Origin of the sequence: Pontibacter arcticus (genome assembly GCF_003284895.1) — a bacterium.
Classification (GTDB): Bacteria; Bacteroidota; Bacteroidia; order Cytophagales; family Hymenobacteraceae; genus Pontibacter; species Pontibacter arcticus.
Map to the genome: position 1 here is coordinate 421,918 of NZ_QMDV01000001.1, position 15,324 is coordinate 437,241.

The 15,324-nt window shown below is 41.1% G+C and carries 22 protein-coding genes; 2 read left to right on the forward strand and 20 right to left on the reverse strand.

Translation table 11 applies throughout. From position 1 onward, the window contains the following. The first annotated feature begins 9 nt into the window (after positions 1–9). Both DP923_RS01895 and DP923_RS01900 read left to right on the forward strand, forming a co-directional pair. Entirely contained in the window at positions 10–1,077 is a 1,068-nt protein-coding gene (locus tag DP923_RS01895) for an Ldh family oxidoreductase (RefSeq protein ID WP_112303879.1), read from the forward strand. A gap of 51 nt (positions 1,078–1,128) precedes the next feature. Continuing rightward, on the forward strand, positions 1,129–2,031 hold the full coding sequence (locus DP923_RS01900; protein ID WP_112303880.1) for a magnesium transporter CorA family protein: 903 nt from the start codon (positions 1,129–1,131) through the stop codon (positions 2,029–2,031). Positions 2,032–2,108: 77 nt separating this feature from the next. Here the strand turns inward: DP923_RS01900 and dnaK are convergent, their stop codons facing one another. From dnaK to rpsN, 20 genes are all read right to left on the reverse strand, one after another. Continuing rightward, positions 2,109–3,974, reverse strand: coding sequence for a molecular chaperone DnaK (dnaK, locus tag DP923_RS01905; protein WP_112303881.1), 1,866 nt, complete (start codon positions 3,972–3,974; stop codon positions 2,109–2,111). Between the two features lie 149 nt (positions 3,975–4,123). Then, the gene (locus DP923_RS01910; protein ID WP_112303882.1) at positions 4,124–4,423 is read right to left on the reverse strand and encodes an FtsB family cell division protein; all 300 of its coding nucleotides are present in this window, start codon (positions 4,421–4,423) and stop codon (positions 4,124–4,126) included. Positions 4,424–4,514: 91 nt separating this feature from the next. Beyond that, a complete protein-coding gene (gene eno, locus DP923_RS01915; RefSeq protein ID WP_112303883.1) occupies positions 4,515–5,792 on the reverse strand; it encodes a phosphopyruvate hydratase in 1,278 nt (425 codons plus the stop codon). A 21-nt stretch (positions 5,793–5,813) separates the two neighbouring features. Beyond that, entirely contained in the window at positions 5,814–6,926 is a 1,113-nt protein-coding gene (carA, locus tag DP923_RS01920) for a glutamine-hydrolyzing carbamoyl-phosphate synthase small subunit (RefSeq protein ID WP_112303884.1), read from the reverse strand. A gap of 75 nt (positions 6,927–7,001) precedes the next feature. Next, positions 7,002–7,526, reverse strand: a complete 525-nt coding sequence (gene rplQ / locus DP923_RS01925) for a 50S ribosomal protein L17 (protein ID WP_112303885.1) — start codon at positions 7,524–7,526, stop codon at positions 7,002–7,004. A 68-nt stretch (positions 7,527–7,594) separates the two neighbouring features. Next, on the reverse strand, positions 7,595–8,584 hold the full coding sequence (locus tag DP923_RS01930) for a DNA-directed RNA polymerase subunit alpha (protein WP_112303886.1): 990 nt from the start codon (positions 8,582–8,584) through the stop codon (positions 7,595–7,597). A gap of 37 nt (positions 8,585–8,621) precedes the next feature. Then, the gene (gene rpsD / locus DP923_RS01935; protein WP_112303887.1) at positions 8,622–9,227 is read right to left on the reverse strand and encodes a 30S ribosomal protein S4; all 606 of its coding nucleotides are present in this window, start codon (positions 9,225–9,227) and stop codon (positions 8,622–8,624) included. 22 nt (positions 9,228–9,249) lie between these two features. Then, positions 9,250–9,642, reverse strand: coding sequence for a 30S ribosomal protein S11 (gene rpsK / locus DP923_RS01940; protein ID WP_112303888.1), 393 nt, complete (start codon positions 9,640–9,642; stop codon positions 9,250–9,252). 9 nt (positions 9,643–9,651) lie between these two features. After that, positions 9,652–10,029, reverse strand: coding sequence for a 30S ribosomal protein S13 (rpsM, locus tag DP923_RS01945; RefSeq protein WP_112303889.1), 378 nt, complete (start codon positions 10,027–10,029; stop codon positions 9,652–9,654). 10 nt (positions 10,030–10,039) lie between these two features. Then, complete coding sequence (rpmJ, locus tag DP923_RS01950; protein WP_007654264.1) at positions 10,040–10,156, reverse strand: 50S ribosomal protein L36; 117 nt, start codon at positions 10,154–10,156, stop codon at positions 10,040–10,042. A gap of 5 nt (positions 10,157–10,161) precedes the next feature. After that, entirely contained in the window at positions 10,162–10,380 is a 219-nt protein-coding gene (gene infA / locus DP923_RS01955; protein ID WP_112303890.1) for a translation initiation factor IF-1, read from the reverse strand. A gap of 3 nt (positions 10,381–10,383) precedes the next feature. Next, positions 10,384–11,154 carry a type I methionyl aminopeptidase gene (map, locus tag DP923_RS01960; protein ID WP_112303891.1) on the reverse strand — a complete coding sequence of 257 codons (771 nt, stop codon included), beginning with the start codon at positions 11,152–11,154 and terminating at the stop codon, positions 10,384–10,386. Between the two features lie 3 nt (positions 11,155–11,157). Then, positions 11,158–12,474 (reverse strand): preprotein translocase subunit SecY, encoded by a 1,317-nt coding sequence (gene secY, locus DP923_RS01965; RefSeq protein ID WP_112303892.1) that lies wholly within the window; start codon positions 12,472–12,474, stop codon positions 11,158–11,160. A 6-nt stretch (positions 12,475–12,480) separates the two neighbouring features. After that, positions 12,481–12,927 carry a 50S ribosomal protein L15 gene (gene rplO, locus DP923_RS01970; protein ID WP_112303893.1) on the reverse strand — a complete coding sequence of 149 codons (447 nt, stop codon included), beginning with the start codon at positions 12,925–12,927 and terminating at the stop codon, positions 12,481–12,483. Continuing rightward, positions 12,928–13,110: a 50S ribosomal protein L30 gene (rpmD, locus tag DP923_RS01975; protein WP_112303894.1), complete on the reverse strand. Its 183-nt coding sequence runs from the start codon at positions 13,108–13,110 to the stop codon at positions 12,928–12,930. A gap of 5 nt (positions 13,111–13,115) precedes the next feature. After that, the gene (gene rpsE / locus DP923_RS01980) at positions 13,116–13,634 is read right to left on the reverse strand and encodes a 30S ribosomal protein S5 (protein ID WP_112303895.1); all 519 of its coding nucleotides are present in this window, start codon (positions 13,632–13,634) and stop codon (positions 13,116–13,118) included. A 6-nt stretch (positions 13,635–13,640) separates the two neighbouring features. Beyond that, positions 13,641–13,988 carry a 50S ribosomal protein L18 gene (rplR, locus tag DP923_RS01985; protein WP_112303896.1) on the reverse strand — a complete coding sequence of 116 codons (348 nt, stop codon included), beginning with the start codon at positions 13,986–13,988 and terminating at the stop codon, positions 13,641–13,643. Between the two features lie 8 nt (positions 13,989–13,996). Continuing rightward, positions 13,997–14,551 (reverse strand): 50S ribosomal protein L6, encoded by a 555-nt coding sequence (gene rplF / locus DP923_RS01990; RefSeq protein WP_112303897.1) that lies wholly within the window; start codon positions 14,549–14,551, stop codon positions 13,997–13,999. Between the two features lie 14 nt (positions 14,552–14,565). Then, positions 14,566–14,964 (reverse strand): 30S ribosomal protein S8, encoded by a 399-nt coding sequence (rpsH, locus tag DP923_RS01995; protein ID WP_112303898.1) that lies wholly within the window; start codon positions 14,962–14,964, stop codon positions 14,566–14,568. An 89-nt stretch (positions 14,965–15,053) separates the two neighbouring features. Next, positions 15,054–15,323, reverse strand: a complete 270-nt coding sequence (gene rpsN, locus DP923_RS02000; protein ID WP_112303899.1) for a 30S ribosomal protein S14 — start codon at positions 15,321–15,323, stop codon at positions 15,054–15,056. Between the last annotated feature and the right edge of the window lies 1 nt (position 15,324).

Consider the following 15,324-nt stretch of genomic DNA (forward strand, 5'->3'; position numbering starts at 1 on the left):
ATTTATACTATGTATTCATATCAACAGCTTTTCCAGTTTACCCAGGAGGTTTTTTTAAATATGGGTTGCCCGCCCGAAGATGCGCAGCTTGCTACCGAAGTGTTGCTTGAAGCAGATCTGCGCGGCGTAGACTCGCATGGCGTTGCCCGTTTAAGCGGGTATGTGCGCCTTTGGGAAGCCGGCCGGATCAACGTAAAACCAGCCATCAAAATAATACACGAGCGCCCTGGCACTGCCACCGTGGACGGCGACGGCGGTTTAGGTTTGGTAGTAGCGCCGCGCGCTATGGATATTGCTATTGCTAAAGCTGGCAATGTAGGCACGGGCTGGGTATCGGTTTGCAACTCGAACCACTTTGGCATTGCCGGTTACCACGCCATGAAAGCTTTGGTGCACGATATGATCGGGATGGCCATGACGAACGCTTCGCCGCTGGTAGCACCTACTTTTTCGACGCAACGTATGCTGGGCACCAACCCGATTGCCGTAGCGGTGCCAGCCAATCGCCAGCCACCGTTTGTTGCCGACTTGGCCACAGCTGCCGCCGCAAACGGGAAACTGGAAATCCTGCAACGCAAAAATAAGAAAGCACCTATCGGCTGGATACAAACTGCTTCCGGCGGACGAACCTCTAACCCACACGAATTAAAAGATGGTGGCGCTTTGCTTCCGCTGGGCAGTAACAAAACAATGGGCAGCCACAAAGGCTATGCGTTATCGGCGGTTGTAGATATTTTTTCGGCGGTGTTATCCGGTGCCAATTATGGGCCGTGGGTCCCGCCGTTTGTTAGCTTTTTGCCGGTAGCCGAGAACCTGGTAGGCAAAGGAATCGGGCACTTTTTTGGAGCGATGAGCGTGGATGCTTTCCGGCCTGCCGAAGACTTTAAAGCGCACATGGATAACTGGATCGAAACTTTCCGGAATGCAGATGTAGTAAAAGGGAAAAAAGCTGTACTTATTCCCGGCGATCCGGAACGTATAATGACCGCCAAGCGCCTGAAAGCCGGAATTCCGTTACTGGAGCCTGTAGAGCGTGACCTCGAAAGCTTAGGCAAAAAGTTTGGCGTGCAGCTATAAACTGAAAGTATAAAGCCGGCTTTTAAAGTATACATCTAACCTGAACCCGTCGTGAAAAGAATTATAAAAGCTGCTGATACAACAGACTGGGAGTGGATAGATTTGCTGAACCCAAGCAAAGAAGAACTACAGGAAGTTGCTGCAAAGTATGGCCTGCACCCGGCTTCTGTAATAGACTCGCTGCAGCCGGAGCATTTGCCCAAGTATGAGGAGATCGGGAACGATGTGTTTATGATCGTTCGTATTTACGACCCAACTGCGCACGAAGAAGCCGATACCATTCAGGAACTCACCAATAAACTGGCCATCTTCTTTTCAGATAAGTATATCATCACCATCCACAGGCACGAACTGGCTTTTATTGATGAAGTGAATGAAAAGTATGTGCAGGCGAACCTGGGCCGAAATTCTTCGGGTTTGCTGATAAAACTGTTGAAAGCGGCTTTTAAAACATTTGAGCCCCCTACCCGCTTTCTCGCTGAAGAGCTGGATAACTACGAAGCGGAGATTTTTCTGACGAGCCGGATGCCAGCGCTTACAAAAGGGCTTTATCACCTGAAACGCAAAGCAAGTGTCTGCAAACGTTTGTTTCGGCTTTCCGAAGTAATTCTGAGCAATCTACAGCTAAACAGTACCCTTGCTCCCGAAGTACAGGATCTGAAAGACCTTTACGTGCACCTGGAAACGCTTTTTGATGAGATCAATGAAAGTACAAATAACCTGATCAATATTTACTTGTCGCTGTCTTCGCAGAAAACGAATGAGGTGATGCGCGTACTCACTATTTTCTCGGCTTTCTTTCTGCCGCTTACCTTTATAGCTGGCGTTTACGGTATGAATTTCGAGTTTATGCCTGAGCTGGATGAGCGGATCGGCTACCCGGCCGTGATGGGTCTTATGGCAATCGTTACAGTTTGTATTTACCTTTGGTTTAAGAAAAAGCATTGGTTGTAAGTATACTTCATTAAAAAGAAGAGGCCGTTATAAAGTATAACGGCCTCTTCTTTTTAATGAAGTATAACTAAGCGAGGTTACTCGATTTTCTTGCCTGCCATTGCCTGCTTAATGGAAATCTGCATCACGCGCTCCGCAAACGGGCTCGTTTGCTCTTCCAGTATATCTACCGCTTTCAGGATCTCATCTTTGCTGCCATTATTAGCTAGTACACTGCGTAAGTTCTGCAGATTCTGGTTTGTCAGTTGTATTTCTGCTTCGGTTAAGTGCTGTCCGTTTTTCTGAACGAAACGCTCTACCTGGTACAGCATCTGGTCTGCTGTGGTACGGGCCTCAATCACCATACGGGCTGCTACGTCTTCACGCGCATGCGTAATCGAATCCATCAGCATCTGCTCCACTTCTGCATCGGTCAGGCCATACTGCGGTTTTATCTCTACTTCCTGCCTTACACCCGAGCGCAGTTCTATGGCTTCCACTTTCAGGATGCCGTCTGCGTTCAGTATAAAGTTTACATCTACTTTCGGGAAGCCGGCCGGCATGGCGGGTATACCTTTCAAGTCGAATTCGGCCAGCTTTCTGTTTTCTTTTACAAGATCGCGCTCTCCCTGGTACACGGCTATTTTCATGTTCACCTGCCCATCAATAGATGTGGTGTACTGTCGGCCGGCCTTGGTTGGTATTTTGGAGTTACGCGGGATGATCGAATCCATCAGGCCGCCCATTGTTTCGAGACCCAGCGTAAGCGGCGTAATATCGAGCAGTAAAATATCCTTGCGGTTACCTGCCAGAATATCAGCCTGAATAGCAGCACCAAGCGCTACTACTTCATCAGGGTTAAGCGAATTGTTTGCCTGCTTTCCAAAGAAAGTAGACACTGCTTCGTACACCATCGGCACGCGTGTAGAGCCACCCACCATAATAACCGCATCTATCTGCTCCGGCGATAACTTTGCATCAGCCATTGCCATGCGGCAGCTTTCTACGGTACGGGCTACTATCGGGGCTATTAGTTCTTCGAACTTGTGCCGCGTAATACCGCATTCTATACTTTCGCCAATCTTACCCAGGTATATCTGCTGTTGGCTAAGCGCTTTTTTCGCTTCTTCGGCTTTCAGGCGCAACTCCTGCGAGAGGTTTTTATCCTGGTTCACAGTATTAGCTGACAGTTTATTCTGCTCGATCCAGTAATTAATGATCTCACGGTCAAAATCATCGCCGCCTAAATAGGTATCGCCGTTTGTGGAAAGTACTTCGAAAATGCCCTGGTGTATACTTAAGATCGAAATATCAAACGTACCGCCACCCAGATCATAGACCGCTATGGTTTTCTCTTCTGTTTGGTCCAGGCCAATGCCATAGGCTAAAGCTGCGGCTGTTGGCTCGTTTACAATGCGCATGACTTCCAAGCCTGCCAGTTTGCCGGCATCGCGTGTTGCTTGCCGCTGCGAATCGTTAAAGTAAGCGGGTACAGTAATAACAGCGCGGTTTACCGGCGTTTTAAGGGCGTGTTCGGCGCGGGCACGCAGTTCTTTCAGTATTTCTGCGGAAAGCTCGATCGGAGAATAAAATTTATCCTGTACACGTACTTTTACCAGGCCTTCGCTGTCATCGTCGATGATCTTGTAGCCGAAATAATCCTGGTGCGTGCCAACGTCCTGATAAGATTTGCCCAGTAGCCTTTTAACTGAATAAATGGTATTAGCCGGGTCAGAAATAAGAAAGTCTTTAGCCTCAGTACCTATAATTGTTTCGCCGTTGGCTGTAAAGTGCACAACAGACGGGACAATGGTACCACGACCTAAATCATTAATTGCAGTTGGTGTTTTTGTATCAGGATGGATGTAAGCAACCAGGCTGTTTGTGGTGCCTAAGTCAATGCCTACTATAACTTCTTCCTGCTGAAGGGACCCTGTGGAGAGATTTATTGCAACTTTTGCCATCGTATCTATACTTTAGTGAGGCCGCTACTTTATAGTTGCAGCACAATAGAGCAAAGTTACGAATATTTGGGGAGGGATTAAGTATGGGTTTGGCTTATACTTGTATACACATAAGTATAACGCAAGCCGCTGAATTTACTGCTCCGAAATTACTCTTCTTCTTTCGGCACAATGATGAAGACATCCTCATTCGGCCGCTTCATCAAATACTTTTCGCGGGCAAATTTTTCTAAAAGCTCTGAATTACTCATCAGCTCTTTTCTGTCTTTCTCTACTTCAATGATCTTCTCAACATAATATTCCTTGTCCTCTTCCAGATCGCTCAGCTTTTTGCTCATCTGGTACTGGGTTATAAAATCATTGGAATCGAAGAAAAGCATCCAGGCCAGAAAAAGCACGGTAGAGATTAAATAGAAATTGCGGAAAATCTGAGGGATGCGTTTTAACATAATGCGTAATCTTGGGTACTAATATACAAAAATAAGGCTGTGCATTTTATAACGCACAGCCTTATCTCAAATTATTTTAACCTGAAGATCCTTAGAACTTTCTGCCAGGGTAGTAAGCTATTTCTCCCAGCTCTTCTTCAATGCGAAGCAACTGGTTATACTTTGCCATACGATCTGAACGCGAAGCAGAACCTGTCTTGATCTGCCCTGTGTTAAGCGCAACGGCCAGGTCAGCAATGGTGTTATCTTCTGTTTCGCCGGAACGGTGGCTCATTACGCTCTTATAGCCGTGGCGCAGGCCAAGGTTAATGGCGTTAATCGTTTCAGTAAGAGTACCGATCTGGTTTACTTTGATCAGGATGGAGTTAGCTACACCCTGATCGATGCCTTGCTGCAGACGTTTTACGTTTGTTACAAAAAGGTCATCACCTACCAGCTGCACGTTTTTGCCTATACTTTCTGTTAGTTGTTTCCAGCCTGCCCAGTCGTCTTCAGCCATACCATCTTCAATCGAAATGATCGGGTATTTCTCTGTCCACTCTTTCCAGTAGCTCACCATTTCAGAAGACGTTAATTTATCTCCTGTAGATTTTTTGAAAGTATAAAGTCCGGTAGATGCATCATAGAACTCAGAGCTGGCAGCATCCATCGCGATCATCATATCATCGCCCGGCTTGAAGCCTGCGGCCTCGATTGCCTGCAACACCACCTCAATTGCCTCTACGTTAGATGCGATGTTCGGCGCAAAACCACCTTCATCCCCAACATTAGTAGAAAGTCCTTTTTTCTTTAATACATTCTTCAGGTGATGGAACACTTCGGAACCCATACGCAGGGCTTCAGAGAACGAAGGCGCACCAACCGGCATGATCATAAACTCCTGGAAGTCGATGGCGTTATCTGCATGGCTACCACCGTTCAGGATATTCATCATCGGTACCGGAAGTGTATTGGCATTTACGCCACCTACGTAACGGTAAAGTGGCATGTTAAGCTCTTGTGCAGCAGCGCGGGCTATAGCCAGCGATACACCAAGTATGGCATTTGCTCCTAAGTTACCTTTGTTATCAGAGCCATCCAGCTCCACCATAATTTTATCGAGCAGGTTTTGCTCATATACCGGAAAGCCTACCAGCTCTTCAGCAATTTTCTCATTAACGTTGTTAACTGCCTGCGATACGCCTTTGCCCATGTACTTGCTCTTATCGCCATCACGCAGCTCTACAGCTTCATGAATACCGGTAGAAGCACCGGAAGGAACAGCAGCACGCCCCAGAACGCCACTTTCAGTTATAACATCTACCTCAACAGTTGGATTACCTCTTGAGTCAAAAATTTGTCTTGCTTTGATGTCTGTAATTAAGCTCATCGGTTTGTTTTAACTATAGTTTTACTTTGATTTATATTGCTCTAATAAGGCAACGAAGTCATCGAACAAGTACTCGGAATCGTGAGGCCCTGGTGATGACTCGGGATGGTACTGAACCGAAAAAGCAGGTTTCGACTTCATCCGAATGCCTTCAATGGTATTATCATTCAGGTTAATGTGCGTAACTTCTACTTCCGGATGATTTTGTAGCTGTTCTGCATCTACTACAAAACCGTGGTTCTGACTGGTAATTTCACAAAGCCCGGTCTTTAAGTTCTTAACCGGATGATTAAGCCCTCTGTGGCCGTTATGCATTTTATAGGTAGCAATCCCGTTGGCTTGTGCAAGTACCTGGTGGCCCATGCAAATACCAAATAGCGGCCGTTCTACTTGCAATATCTTCTTCACGTTATTAACCGCATCTACTGTTGCAGCCGGATCGCCAGGGCCATTCGAAATAAAATAGCCATCAGGATTCCATTTCTCCATTTCTTCAAAAGACGTGTTATAAGGGAATACCTTTACCTCACATCCTCTGTTTACTAAATTATGAAGGCTGTTTTGTTTTACACCTAAGTCTAAAACGGCTACTTTATACTTTACTTCTTCCGGCTTGAACTCATACGTTGATGTTGTACTCACGCGCGAAGATAACTCGAGACCAGCCATCGATGGTACATCTGCCAACCTCTTACGCAATTCTTCCACATCAGTTATCTCTGAAGACACAATTGCATTCATGGCACCTTTATCGCGAATGTAGCGCACCAGTGCTCTTGTATCGATCTCGCAAATACCAACAATTCCCGCTTTCTCGAAATATTCCTGTAAAGAACCCTCAGCGGTTTTTCTGGAGAAATGGTGCGAGAAATCTTTACATACCAAACCGCTGATCTGTATTTTATCAGATTCAACTTCTTCGGGTTGTACACCATAATTACCAACATGTGAAACAGTGGTAACAACCATTTGTCCGTAATAAGATGGATCAGTGAAAATTTCCTGATAGCCGGTCATGCCTGTATTAAAGCAAAGTTCGCCGCCAGATGTTCCGATACGTCCCAGGCTCTTACCTTTAAAGATAGTTCCGTCTTCTAGAAGAAGTATAGCCTCAGTTGAAGTTATTTTTTTCATGGTAAAAATTTATACAAAAATAAAAAAGGGATACGACTTACGTCATATCCCTTTTAAAATATTCATTAATAAAACTTACTCAGCATCTTTCGCTTCATCAGTTTTAGCTTCTGCAGCCGGAGCTGGAGCAGCAGTTTCTGTAGTTGCAGCAGCTTCAGTAGCTTCAGATTTCTTGCCGCTTGAACGACGACGAGTTTTCTTAGCACCTGCAGCAGCTGTTGCAGAAGAAGATACCATATCCTCGTTGTAGTCAACAAGCTCGATCACACACATTTCAGCGTTGTCACCAAGTCTGTAACCAGTTTTCAGGATACGCGTGTAACCACCTGGGCGATTAGCAATCTTAACTGATACTTCATCAAAAAGCTCTTTGATAGACTCTTTGTTCTGAAGATAAGAGAAAACTGTTCTTCTTGAGTGAGTTGAATCGTTCTTAGATTTAGTAAGAAGAGGCTCAACATACTTACGAAGGGCTTTAGCTTTAGCAACAGTAGTAGATACGCGCTTGTGCAGAATCAAAGACGATGCTAAGTTTGATAGCATTGCCTTACGATGTGAAGCTGTTCTTCCTAAGTGATTTATTTTTTTACCGTGTCTCATTATTGTAAATTGTGCACGTGCATACCGTCGATCAACCTAAATGGGATCGGGAATTATGCCGCTGATTATTAATCTTCTTCTAATTTATACTTGGAAAGGTCCATACCGAAGGTAAGGCCTTTTTCCTGCACTAAGTTTTCAAGCTCTGTCAGAGACTTCTTACCAAAGTTTCTGAACTTCATCATATCAGAGATATCAAGCTGAACTAAATCACCAAGTGTTCTGATATCGGCGGCTTTAAGACAGTTATAAGCTCTAACTGATAAGTCCATATCCTGTAGCGAAGTTTTCAGAACTTTGCGCATATGCAACAGTTCCTCATCAACAGCTTCCTCTTCTTCGGGCTTAGCAGTCTCGAACGTCATCGTGTTGTCAGAGAATAGCATGAAGTGTTGGATAAGAATATTCGCAGCACCTTTCAAAGCATCTTCCGGATGGATAGAACCATCTGTCTGAATATCCAGTACTAGCTTTTCATAGTCAGTCTTTTGTTCAACACGAGTATTTTCTACGCTAAACTTAACGTTCTTAATAGGAGTATAAATCGCATCAATCGCAATAAGACCAAAAACCTGATCAGCTGGCTTGTTCTCTTCAGCAGGAACATAACCACGACCTTTTTGTACAGTTAGTTCTACTTCAAGCGACATGTTCTTATCTAAATGGCAGATAACCAGATCAGGATTAAGAACTTCGAAAGAAGAAGAGAACTTGCTTATATCACCAGCAGTAAAAGTATCCTGACCGCTGATATTAACTGTAATTCTGTCATCGATTAAATCGCTTATTTTTTTGAAGCGAACCATCTTTAAGTTAAGAATGATATCAGAAATATCTTCTACAACTCCTTCAACAGCAGAAAACTCATGCAGTACACCAGGAATGCGCACGCTTGTAATTGCAAAGCCTTCTAAAGAAGAAAGCAGAATCCTGCGTAGAGCGTTTCCGATGGTTACACCGTAACCTTTTTCAAGCGGCTTGAATTCAAATAATCCATGAAAGTCGTCGGCTTTTTCCATGACAACCTTTTCTGGCATTTGAAATGCTAATATTGACATACTTGCAGTGTTAAAGGTTAAAAATTGATTATGCAGCTTACTTAGAGTAAAGCTCGACGATTAATTGCTCCTGAATTTTCTCAGGGATTTGATCGCGCTGCGGAGCAGACATAAATTTACCAGCCATCTGTGCAGCATCCCACTCTAACCATACAAATGCACGCGCATTACGTACAGAAAGGCTAGTAGAAATAGCTTCTAGTGACTTCGATTTTTCTCTAACAGCAACTACATCACCAACCTTCAAGCTGAAAGAAGGAATATTAACAACTTCACCATTTACAGTGATATGCTTGTGCAATACAAGCTGACGAGCAGCTCTTCTTGTAGGAGCGATACCTAATCTGTAAACTGTATTATCTAATCTGGATTCAAGAAGCGCTAAAAGGTTTTCACCTGTGATACCACCTTTGCGGTGAGCTTTCTCAAATAGATTAGCAAACTGCTTCTCCAGGATACCGTAAATATATTTTGCTTTTTGCTTTTCAGCTAATTGAATAGCATACTCAGAAAGTTTCTTACGACGGCCACGGCCGTGCATTCCCGGAGGGTAAGCTTTCTTCTTTAATGCTTTGCTTGGGCCAAAAATCTCTTCGTTAAATTTTCTGGAGATTTTGCTTTTGGGACCAGTATATCTTGCCATGTTATTTAATCTTCTTTAGTAATTAAACTCTTCTGCGTTTAGGAGGACGACAGCCGTTGTGAGGTAATGGTGTAACGTCTCTTATAGCAGTTACTTCAATACCTGAATTTTGCACAGTACGGATGGCGGACTCTCTACCTGCACCTGGGCCTTTTACAAAAACTTCTGCTTTACGCATCCCTAAGTCGTGAGCAACTTTAGCGCAATCAGAAGCTGCCATTTGTGCAGCGTAAGGAGTGTTCTTTTTAGAACCTTTGAATCCCATTTTACCAGCAGAAGCCCAAGAAATAACTTGACCTGTATTGTTGGTTATGGAGATAATGATGTTGTTAAAAGAAGCTTTAATATGTACTTGACCTACTGCTTCTACAACTACAACACGCTTTTTAGCTTTATCTTTTCTTTTTTGAGCCATGATCAAATATTATTTAGAAGCCTTCTTCTTATTAGCAACTGTCTTACGCTTGCCTTTTCTTGTTCTTGAGTTGTTTTTAGTACGCTGTCCACGAACCGGAAGACCCTTACGGTGTCTTAATCCACGGTAGCAACCAATATCAAGAAGACGCTTAATGTGTAACTGAACCTCAGATCTTAAAACACCTTCAGTCTTATGTTCAGCTGCAATAATATTTCTGATCTCACTAGACTCTTCTTCAGTCCAGTCTTTTACTTTCTTGTCAAGATCCACCCCGGCTTTACTTAAGATAGATTTTGAAAGATTACGACCTATACCGAAAATATAGGTTAAAGCAATCTCACCTCTTTTGTTATCCGGAATATCAACTCCTGCTATTCTAGCCATACTTAATTAATTAACCTTGTCTTTGTTTATATCTTGGATTTTTTTTGTTGATAACATAAAGCTTCCCCTTACGGCGAATAACTTTACATTCAGCACTTCTCTTTTTTACTGATGCTTTGACTTTCATTGTATTTATTTATAACGATAAACAATTCTGCCTTTGGTGAGGTCATAAGGAGACATTTCTAACTTTACTCTATCTCCCGGTAATATTTTAATGTAATTCATTCTCATTTTACCTGAGATATGAGAAACTACCTGATGACCATTTTCTAACTCTACCAGGAACATTGCATTAGATAATGCTTCAATGATAGTTCCATCTTGTTCGATAGAGGACTGCTTCGCCATGAATTAATTTTTAGCTTGTTCTATATAATCAAAAGTTGTTAAAATTTCGGCCTGTCCTTGGCGAACAACAACTGTATGTTCAAAATGAGCAGATGGTTTGTTATCTCTTGTTCTAATTGTCCAGCCATCTTCTTCCTGAACAATGTATCTTGATCCTAAATTAATCATTGGTTCAATTGCAAGGACTAAACCCTCCTGCAATTTAAGCCCTTGTCCACGCTTACCATAATTAGGTACTTCAGGAGACTCGTGCAAATTTTGACCTATGCCATGTCCTACAAGTTCACGAACAACACCAAATTTCTTAGCTTCGGCATGTTGTTGAATAGCGTAAGCAATATCACCTATCCTTAACCCAACTATCGCCTTTTCAATTCCCTTGTAAAGAGAATCTTTGGTAACATCAAGCAATTCCTGAACTTCTGGAGATATATTACCAACAGCATGCGTATAAGCGCTATCGCTATGGTAACCTTTGAAATATACTCCGCAATCAATAGAGATTATATCACCATCTCTTAATGTATAATCACTAGGCATCCCATGCACAACTGTTGAATTAACCGAGATACATAAACTAAAAGGAAAGCCATTATAATTTTTAAAAGAAGGAATCCCACCATTGTCTTTGATAAAATCTTCAGCGATCTTATCAAGCTTTTTTGTAGTGATCCCTTCTTTTACAAATTTAGTTATTTCGCCGTGTGCTTTACCTAAAATTAAAGCACTTTCACGAATTAAAGCAATTTCATCTTCTGATTTATAAACAATCATTAATTATGATGCTATAACAACATTATCAGTTCTACCTCTAAGTTTGCCAGTTTTCATCATGCCATCATAATGTTTCATTAGCAAGTAACTTTCAATTTGCTGAAGAGTATCAAGTACAACGCCTACCATGATAATCAAAGATGTACCACCAAAGAATTGAGAGAACTCACGTGTAACACCTAACATCATTGCGATAGATGGGAAAATAGCTACAAGAGCTAAATATATTGCACCAGGCAAAGTAATTCTAGTCAGAATAGCATCAATATATTCAGAAGTGGTTCTTCCTGGTTTAACACCTGGTATAAAACCACCACTTCTTTTTAAATCATCAGCGATCTGATTAGGATTTACACTGATAGCAGTGTAAAAATATGTGAAGATCAAAATCATTAATCCGAAAACCACATTGTACTGCCAAGAGGTAAAATCAGAGAAAGTTGATCCAATATAATTAGCTGTTTCATTTGTATCAGCCCAAATAGAAGCTATCATTGAAGGTAAAAACATCAATGATTGTGCAAATATAATAGGCATTACCCCTGCAGCATTAACTTTAAGTGGAATAAACTGACGTTGTCCACTATATAACGAGCTACCACCAACTTGTTTTGCATATTGTACTGGAATCCGTCGGATAGCTTGAGTTAACATTACTACAGACATTACAACGAAGAAAAGTACGATAAGCTCAAACAAGAACACTAAGGCTCCACTAAGTTGTTTAGAAAGAAATTCAGCTACAATAGCACCAGGGAAGCGAGAAACAATACCTATCATAATAAGCATAGAAATACCATTCCCAATTCCTTTATCAGTAATTTTCTCACCTAACCACATACAAAAGACTGTACCCGTTGTAAGTACAATCATAGAAGTGATAGTAAATAATGTGGTATTAATTGCAATGGCCTCGCTATTTATAGTTGCAACGAAGCCAATGGCTTGAGCCATAGCAATGATAATTGTCAGAACGCGGGTGATTTGGTTGATTTTTTTTCTTCCAGACTCACCCTCCTTCTGCATTTTTTGAAAATAAGGAACAGCTATAGTTAACAACTGTAAAACAATCGAAGCCGAAATGTAGGGCATTATACCTAAACCAAAGATAGATGCATTGCTAAATGCACCTCCTAAGAAAGTATCCAATAATCCAAACAGTCCAGATGTATTAGCTTGTAACTGGTTAGGATCAATACCCGGTAAAACAACAAAGGAACCTAATCTAAAAATAGCTATGAATCCTATCGTATTTAAAATACGAATACGTAAATCATCAATAGCAAAAATGTTCTTAATTGTTGTTATAAACTTCTTCATATTCGATTATAGCGTAACTGTTTTACCACCTGCTTTTTCAATAGATGATATAGCTGATTGAGAGAAAGCATGTGCGTGTACTTCAACAGTTTTGCTAACTTCACCTCTACCTAAAATTTTCACTTTATCGTTTTTAGAAACTAAACCATGAGATTTGAAGAATTCAAAATTGAAAACTGTCTCATTAGTTGATTCAGCTAAAGCTTGTAGTACATCTATGTTGATAGCTTTAAATTCAACACGGTTGATGTTTTTAAAGCCATACTTAGGTACACGACGCTGTAGTGGCATCTGACCACCTTCAAAACCTGATTTCTGTGAATAGCCAGAACGTGATTTAGCACCTTTATGACCTCTAGTAGAAGTACCACCTCTACCTGAACCAGTACCTCTACCTATTCTCTTTCTGTTCTTAACAGAGCCTTCTGCAGGTTGTAATGCGTTCAAATACATTTAAATATCCTCCTTTACTACTACTAGATTATGAACCTTATTAACCATACCAGCAATCTGAGGAGTAAATTCAACAGTTACTGATTTACTGATCTTACCTAAACCTAAAGCTTGAATTGTAAGCTTTTGAGACTTTGGTCTATCAATAATGCTTTTTACCTGGGTGATTGTTACTTTAGCCATCTTGATTAACCGTTAAATACTTTCTGAAGATTAACACCACGTTGCTGAGCAACAGCTAAAGGATCACGCATTTTAGAAAGCGCATCAAAGGTTGCTTTCACAACGTTATGTGGATTTGATGAGCCTTTAGATTTGCATAGTACATCCTTAATACCTGCACTTTCTAAAACTGCACGCATTGCACCACCAGCTATTACACCAGTACCAGCAGCAGCAGGCTTAACTAATACAAAACCACCAGAGTATTTACCTTCCATTGCATGAGGTACAGTATTATGATAAAGAGGAACTTTAACTAAGTTCTTCTTAGCATCATCAATACCCTTTGCAATTGCATCAGTTACTTCATTTGCTTTACCAAGGCCGTATCCAACTACTCCATTACCATCGCCAACAACGACAATAGCAGCAAAGCTAAATCTTCTACCACCTTTTACAACTTTAGCAACACGATTGATAGCAACAACTTTTTCTTTAAGCTCGATATCGCTTGCCTTTACACTACGTATATTGTTCTTCAACATAACTAATTAGAATTTAAGGCCTGCTTCACGGGCACCTTCTGCTAATGATTTTACTTTGCCATGATACAAATAGCCAGAACGGTCAAACACAACCTGTGTAATACCTTTTTCTATCGCTTTTGCAGCAATCTCTTTACCTACAGTATTGGCAGTTTCAATATTAGCTTTTGCTTGCTCAAGGTTAGCTGAAGAAGCTGCTGCTAATGTTACTCCAGTAGCATCATCAATGATTTGCGCATAGATAGAACGGTTGCTTCTGAATACAGATAACCTTGGTCTATCAGAAGTACCAGAAATTTTATTTCTGATACTTCTTTTAATTCTTAATCTTCTTTTTGATTTATTATCAGACATGATGATGATTATTTAGATGCTGTCTTACCAGCTTTTCTTCTTACAACTTCACCAACAAATCGAATACCTTTTCCTTTGTAAGGCTCAACTTTGCGTAGTGATCTGATTTTAGCAGCAACCTGACCTATTAATTGCTTGTCATTACTTTCAAGCGTAACAATTGGTGCTTTACCTTTATCAGTTACTGCAGTAGCTGTAACTTCATCTGGCATTCTTAAGAAGATGTTATGAGAGTAGCCTAAAGCAAGTTCAAGAATTTTTCCCTGAACAGTAGCTTTATAACCTACACCAACAAGTTCTAATTGCTCTTTATAGCCTTCACTAACACCAACGATCATGTTGTTAATAAGGGATCTGTAAAGACCATGCATTGCTTTATGACGCTTTTGCTCAGTAGGCCGCTCAACAACCAGTTGGTTGTCTTCTTGCTTTATGATCATATCTTTATCAACAGGAGTTGACAAAGTACCTTTAGGGCCTTTAACGATAACAACATTATCATTACCAATGGTAACTTCAATATTATTAGGTAGCGCAATCGGCAGTTTTCCTATACGTGACATTGTCTATTCTCCTATTAGTAAACGTAACATAAAACTTCACCACCAACGTTAAGTGATTTGGCTTCCTTTTCTGTCATTACTCCTTTAGAAGTTGAAAGAATTGCTACACCTAAACCATTTAAAACACGTGGTAGATTTTCGCTTCCTGCATATTTTCTAAGCCCTGGCTTACTAATTCGCTCTAACTTAACAATAGAAGGCTGTTTAGTAGTAGGATTATACTTCAATGCAATTTTGATAGTCCCTTGCACAGCAGCGTCATCAAATTTGTAACTTTGAATATAGCCTTTGTCGTAGAGAACCTTAGTAATCTCTTTTTTAATTTTGCTAGATGGTATTTCAACTATTCTGTGGTTAGCTTTAATTGCATTACGCACACGAGTTAAAAAATCTGCTATTGGATCTGAGTTCATTATGAATCACTTAAATAATGATTGCTTATTATAAGCGAGGGGCAAAGATAGTAATATCTTTTGCTTTTTCTTAATATGATAAGAAAAATTTACCAGCTCGACTTTGTTACACCAGGAATTTTACCCATAACAGCAAGTTCTCTGAAAACAACACGAGAAATTCCGAATTTACTCATGTAACCTCTTGGTCTTCCAGACAATTTGCAACGGCTATGTAATCTAACAGGAGATGCATTGCGGGGTAATTTATCTAAACCCTCATAATCTCCTTTAGCTTTTAGTTCAGCTCTTTTAGTTGCATATTTAGCAACTAGCTTTTGTCTTTTAAGCTCTCTGGCTTTTACTGATTCTTTTGCCATT

Bases quoted from the DNA above. Each gene is read 5' to 3' on its own strand.
- dnaK (WP_112303881.1), bottom strand. From the start codon at position 3,974: ATGGCAAAAGTTGCAATAAATCTCTCCACAGGGTCCCTTCAGCAGGAA.
- rplO (WP_112303893.1), bottom strand. From the start codon at position 12,927: ATGTATTTGAACGCATTACAACCTGCAGAAGGCTCTGTTAAGAACAGA.
- carA (WP_112303884.1), bottom strand. From the start codon at position 6,926: ATGAAAAAAATAACTTCAACTGAGGCTATACTTCTTCTAGAAGACGGA.
- rpsH (WP_112303898.1), bottom strand. From the start codon at position 14,964: ATGAACTCAGATCCAATAGCAGATTTTTTAACTCGTGTGCGTAATGCA.
- DP923_RS01895 (WP_112303879.1), top strand. From the start codon at position 10: ATGTATTCATATCAACAGCTTTTCCAGTTTACCCAGGAGGTTTTTTTA.
- infA (WP_112303890.1), bottom strand. From the start codon at position 10,380: ATGGCGAAGCAGTCCTCTATCGAACAAGATGGAACTATCATTGAAGCA.
- DP923_RS01910 (WP_112303882.1), bottom strand. From the start codon at position 4,423: ATGTTAAAACGCATCCCTCAGATTTTCCGCAATTTCTATTTAATCTCT.
- rpmJ (WP_007654264.1), bottom strand. From the start codon at position 10,156: ATGAAAGTCAAAGCATCAGTAAAAAAGAGAAGTGCTGAATGTAAAGTT.
- rplQ (WP_112303885.1), bottom strand. From the start codon at position 7,526: ATGAGACACGGTAAAAAAATAAATCACTTAGGAAGAACAGCTTCACAT.
- rpsN (WP_112303899.1), bottom strand. From the start codon at position 15,323: ATGGCAAAAGAATCAGTAAAAGCCAGAGAGCTTAAAAGACAAAAGCTA.
- rpsD (WP_112303887.1), bottom strand. From the start codon at position 9,227: ATGGCAAGATATACTGGTCCCAAAAGCAAAATCTCCAGAAAATTTAAC.
- secY (WP_112303892.1), bottom strand. From the start codon at position 12,474: ATGAAGAAGTTTATAACAACAATTAAGAACATTTTTGCTATTGATGAT.
- rplR (WP_112303896.1), bottom strand. From the start codon at position 13,988: ATGTCTGATAATAAATCAAAAAGAAGATTAAGAATTAAAAGAAGTATC.
- rpsM (WP_112303889.1), bottom strand. From the start codon at position 10,029: ATGGCTAGAATAGCAGGAGTTGATATTCCGGATAACAAAAGAGGTGAG.
- DP923_RS01930 (WP_112303886.1), bottom strand. From the start codon at position 8,584: ATGTCAATATTAGCATTTCAAATGCCAGAAAAGGTTGTCATGGAAAAA.
- rpsE (WP_112303895.1), bottom strand. From the start codon at position 13,634: ATGTTGAAGAACAATATACGTAGTGTAAAGGCAAGCGATATCGAGCTT.
- rplF (WP_112303897.1), bottom strand. From the start codon at position 14,551: ATGTCACGTATAGGAAAACTGCCGATTGCGCTACCTAATAATATTGAA.
- map (WP_112303891.1), bottom strand. From the start codon at position 11,154: ATGATTGTTTATAAATCAGAAGATGAAATTGCTTTAATTCGTGAAAGT.
- rpmD (WP_112303894.1), bottom strand. From the start codon at position 13,110: ATGGCTAAAGTAACAATCACCCAGGTAAAAAGCATTATTGATAGACCA.
- rpsK (WP_112303888.1), bottom strand. From the start codon at position 9,642: ATGGCTCAAAAAAGAAAAGATAAAGCTAAAAAGCGTGTTGTAGTTGTA.
- eno (WP_112303883.1), bottom strand. From the start codon at position 5,792: ATGAGCTTAATTACAGACATCAAAGCAAGACAAATTTTTGACTCAAGA.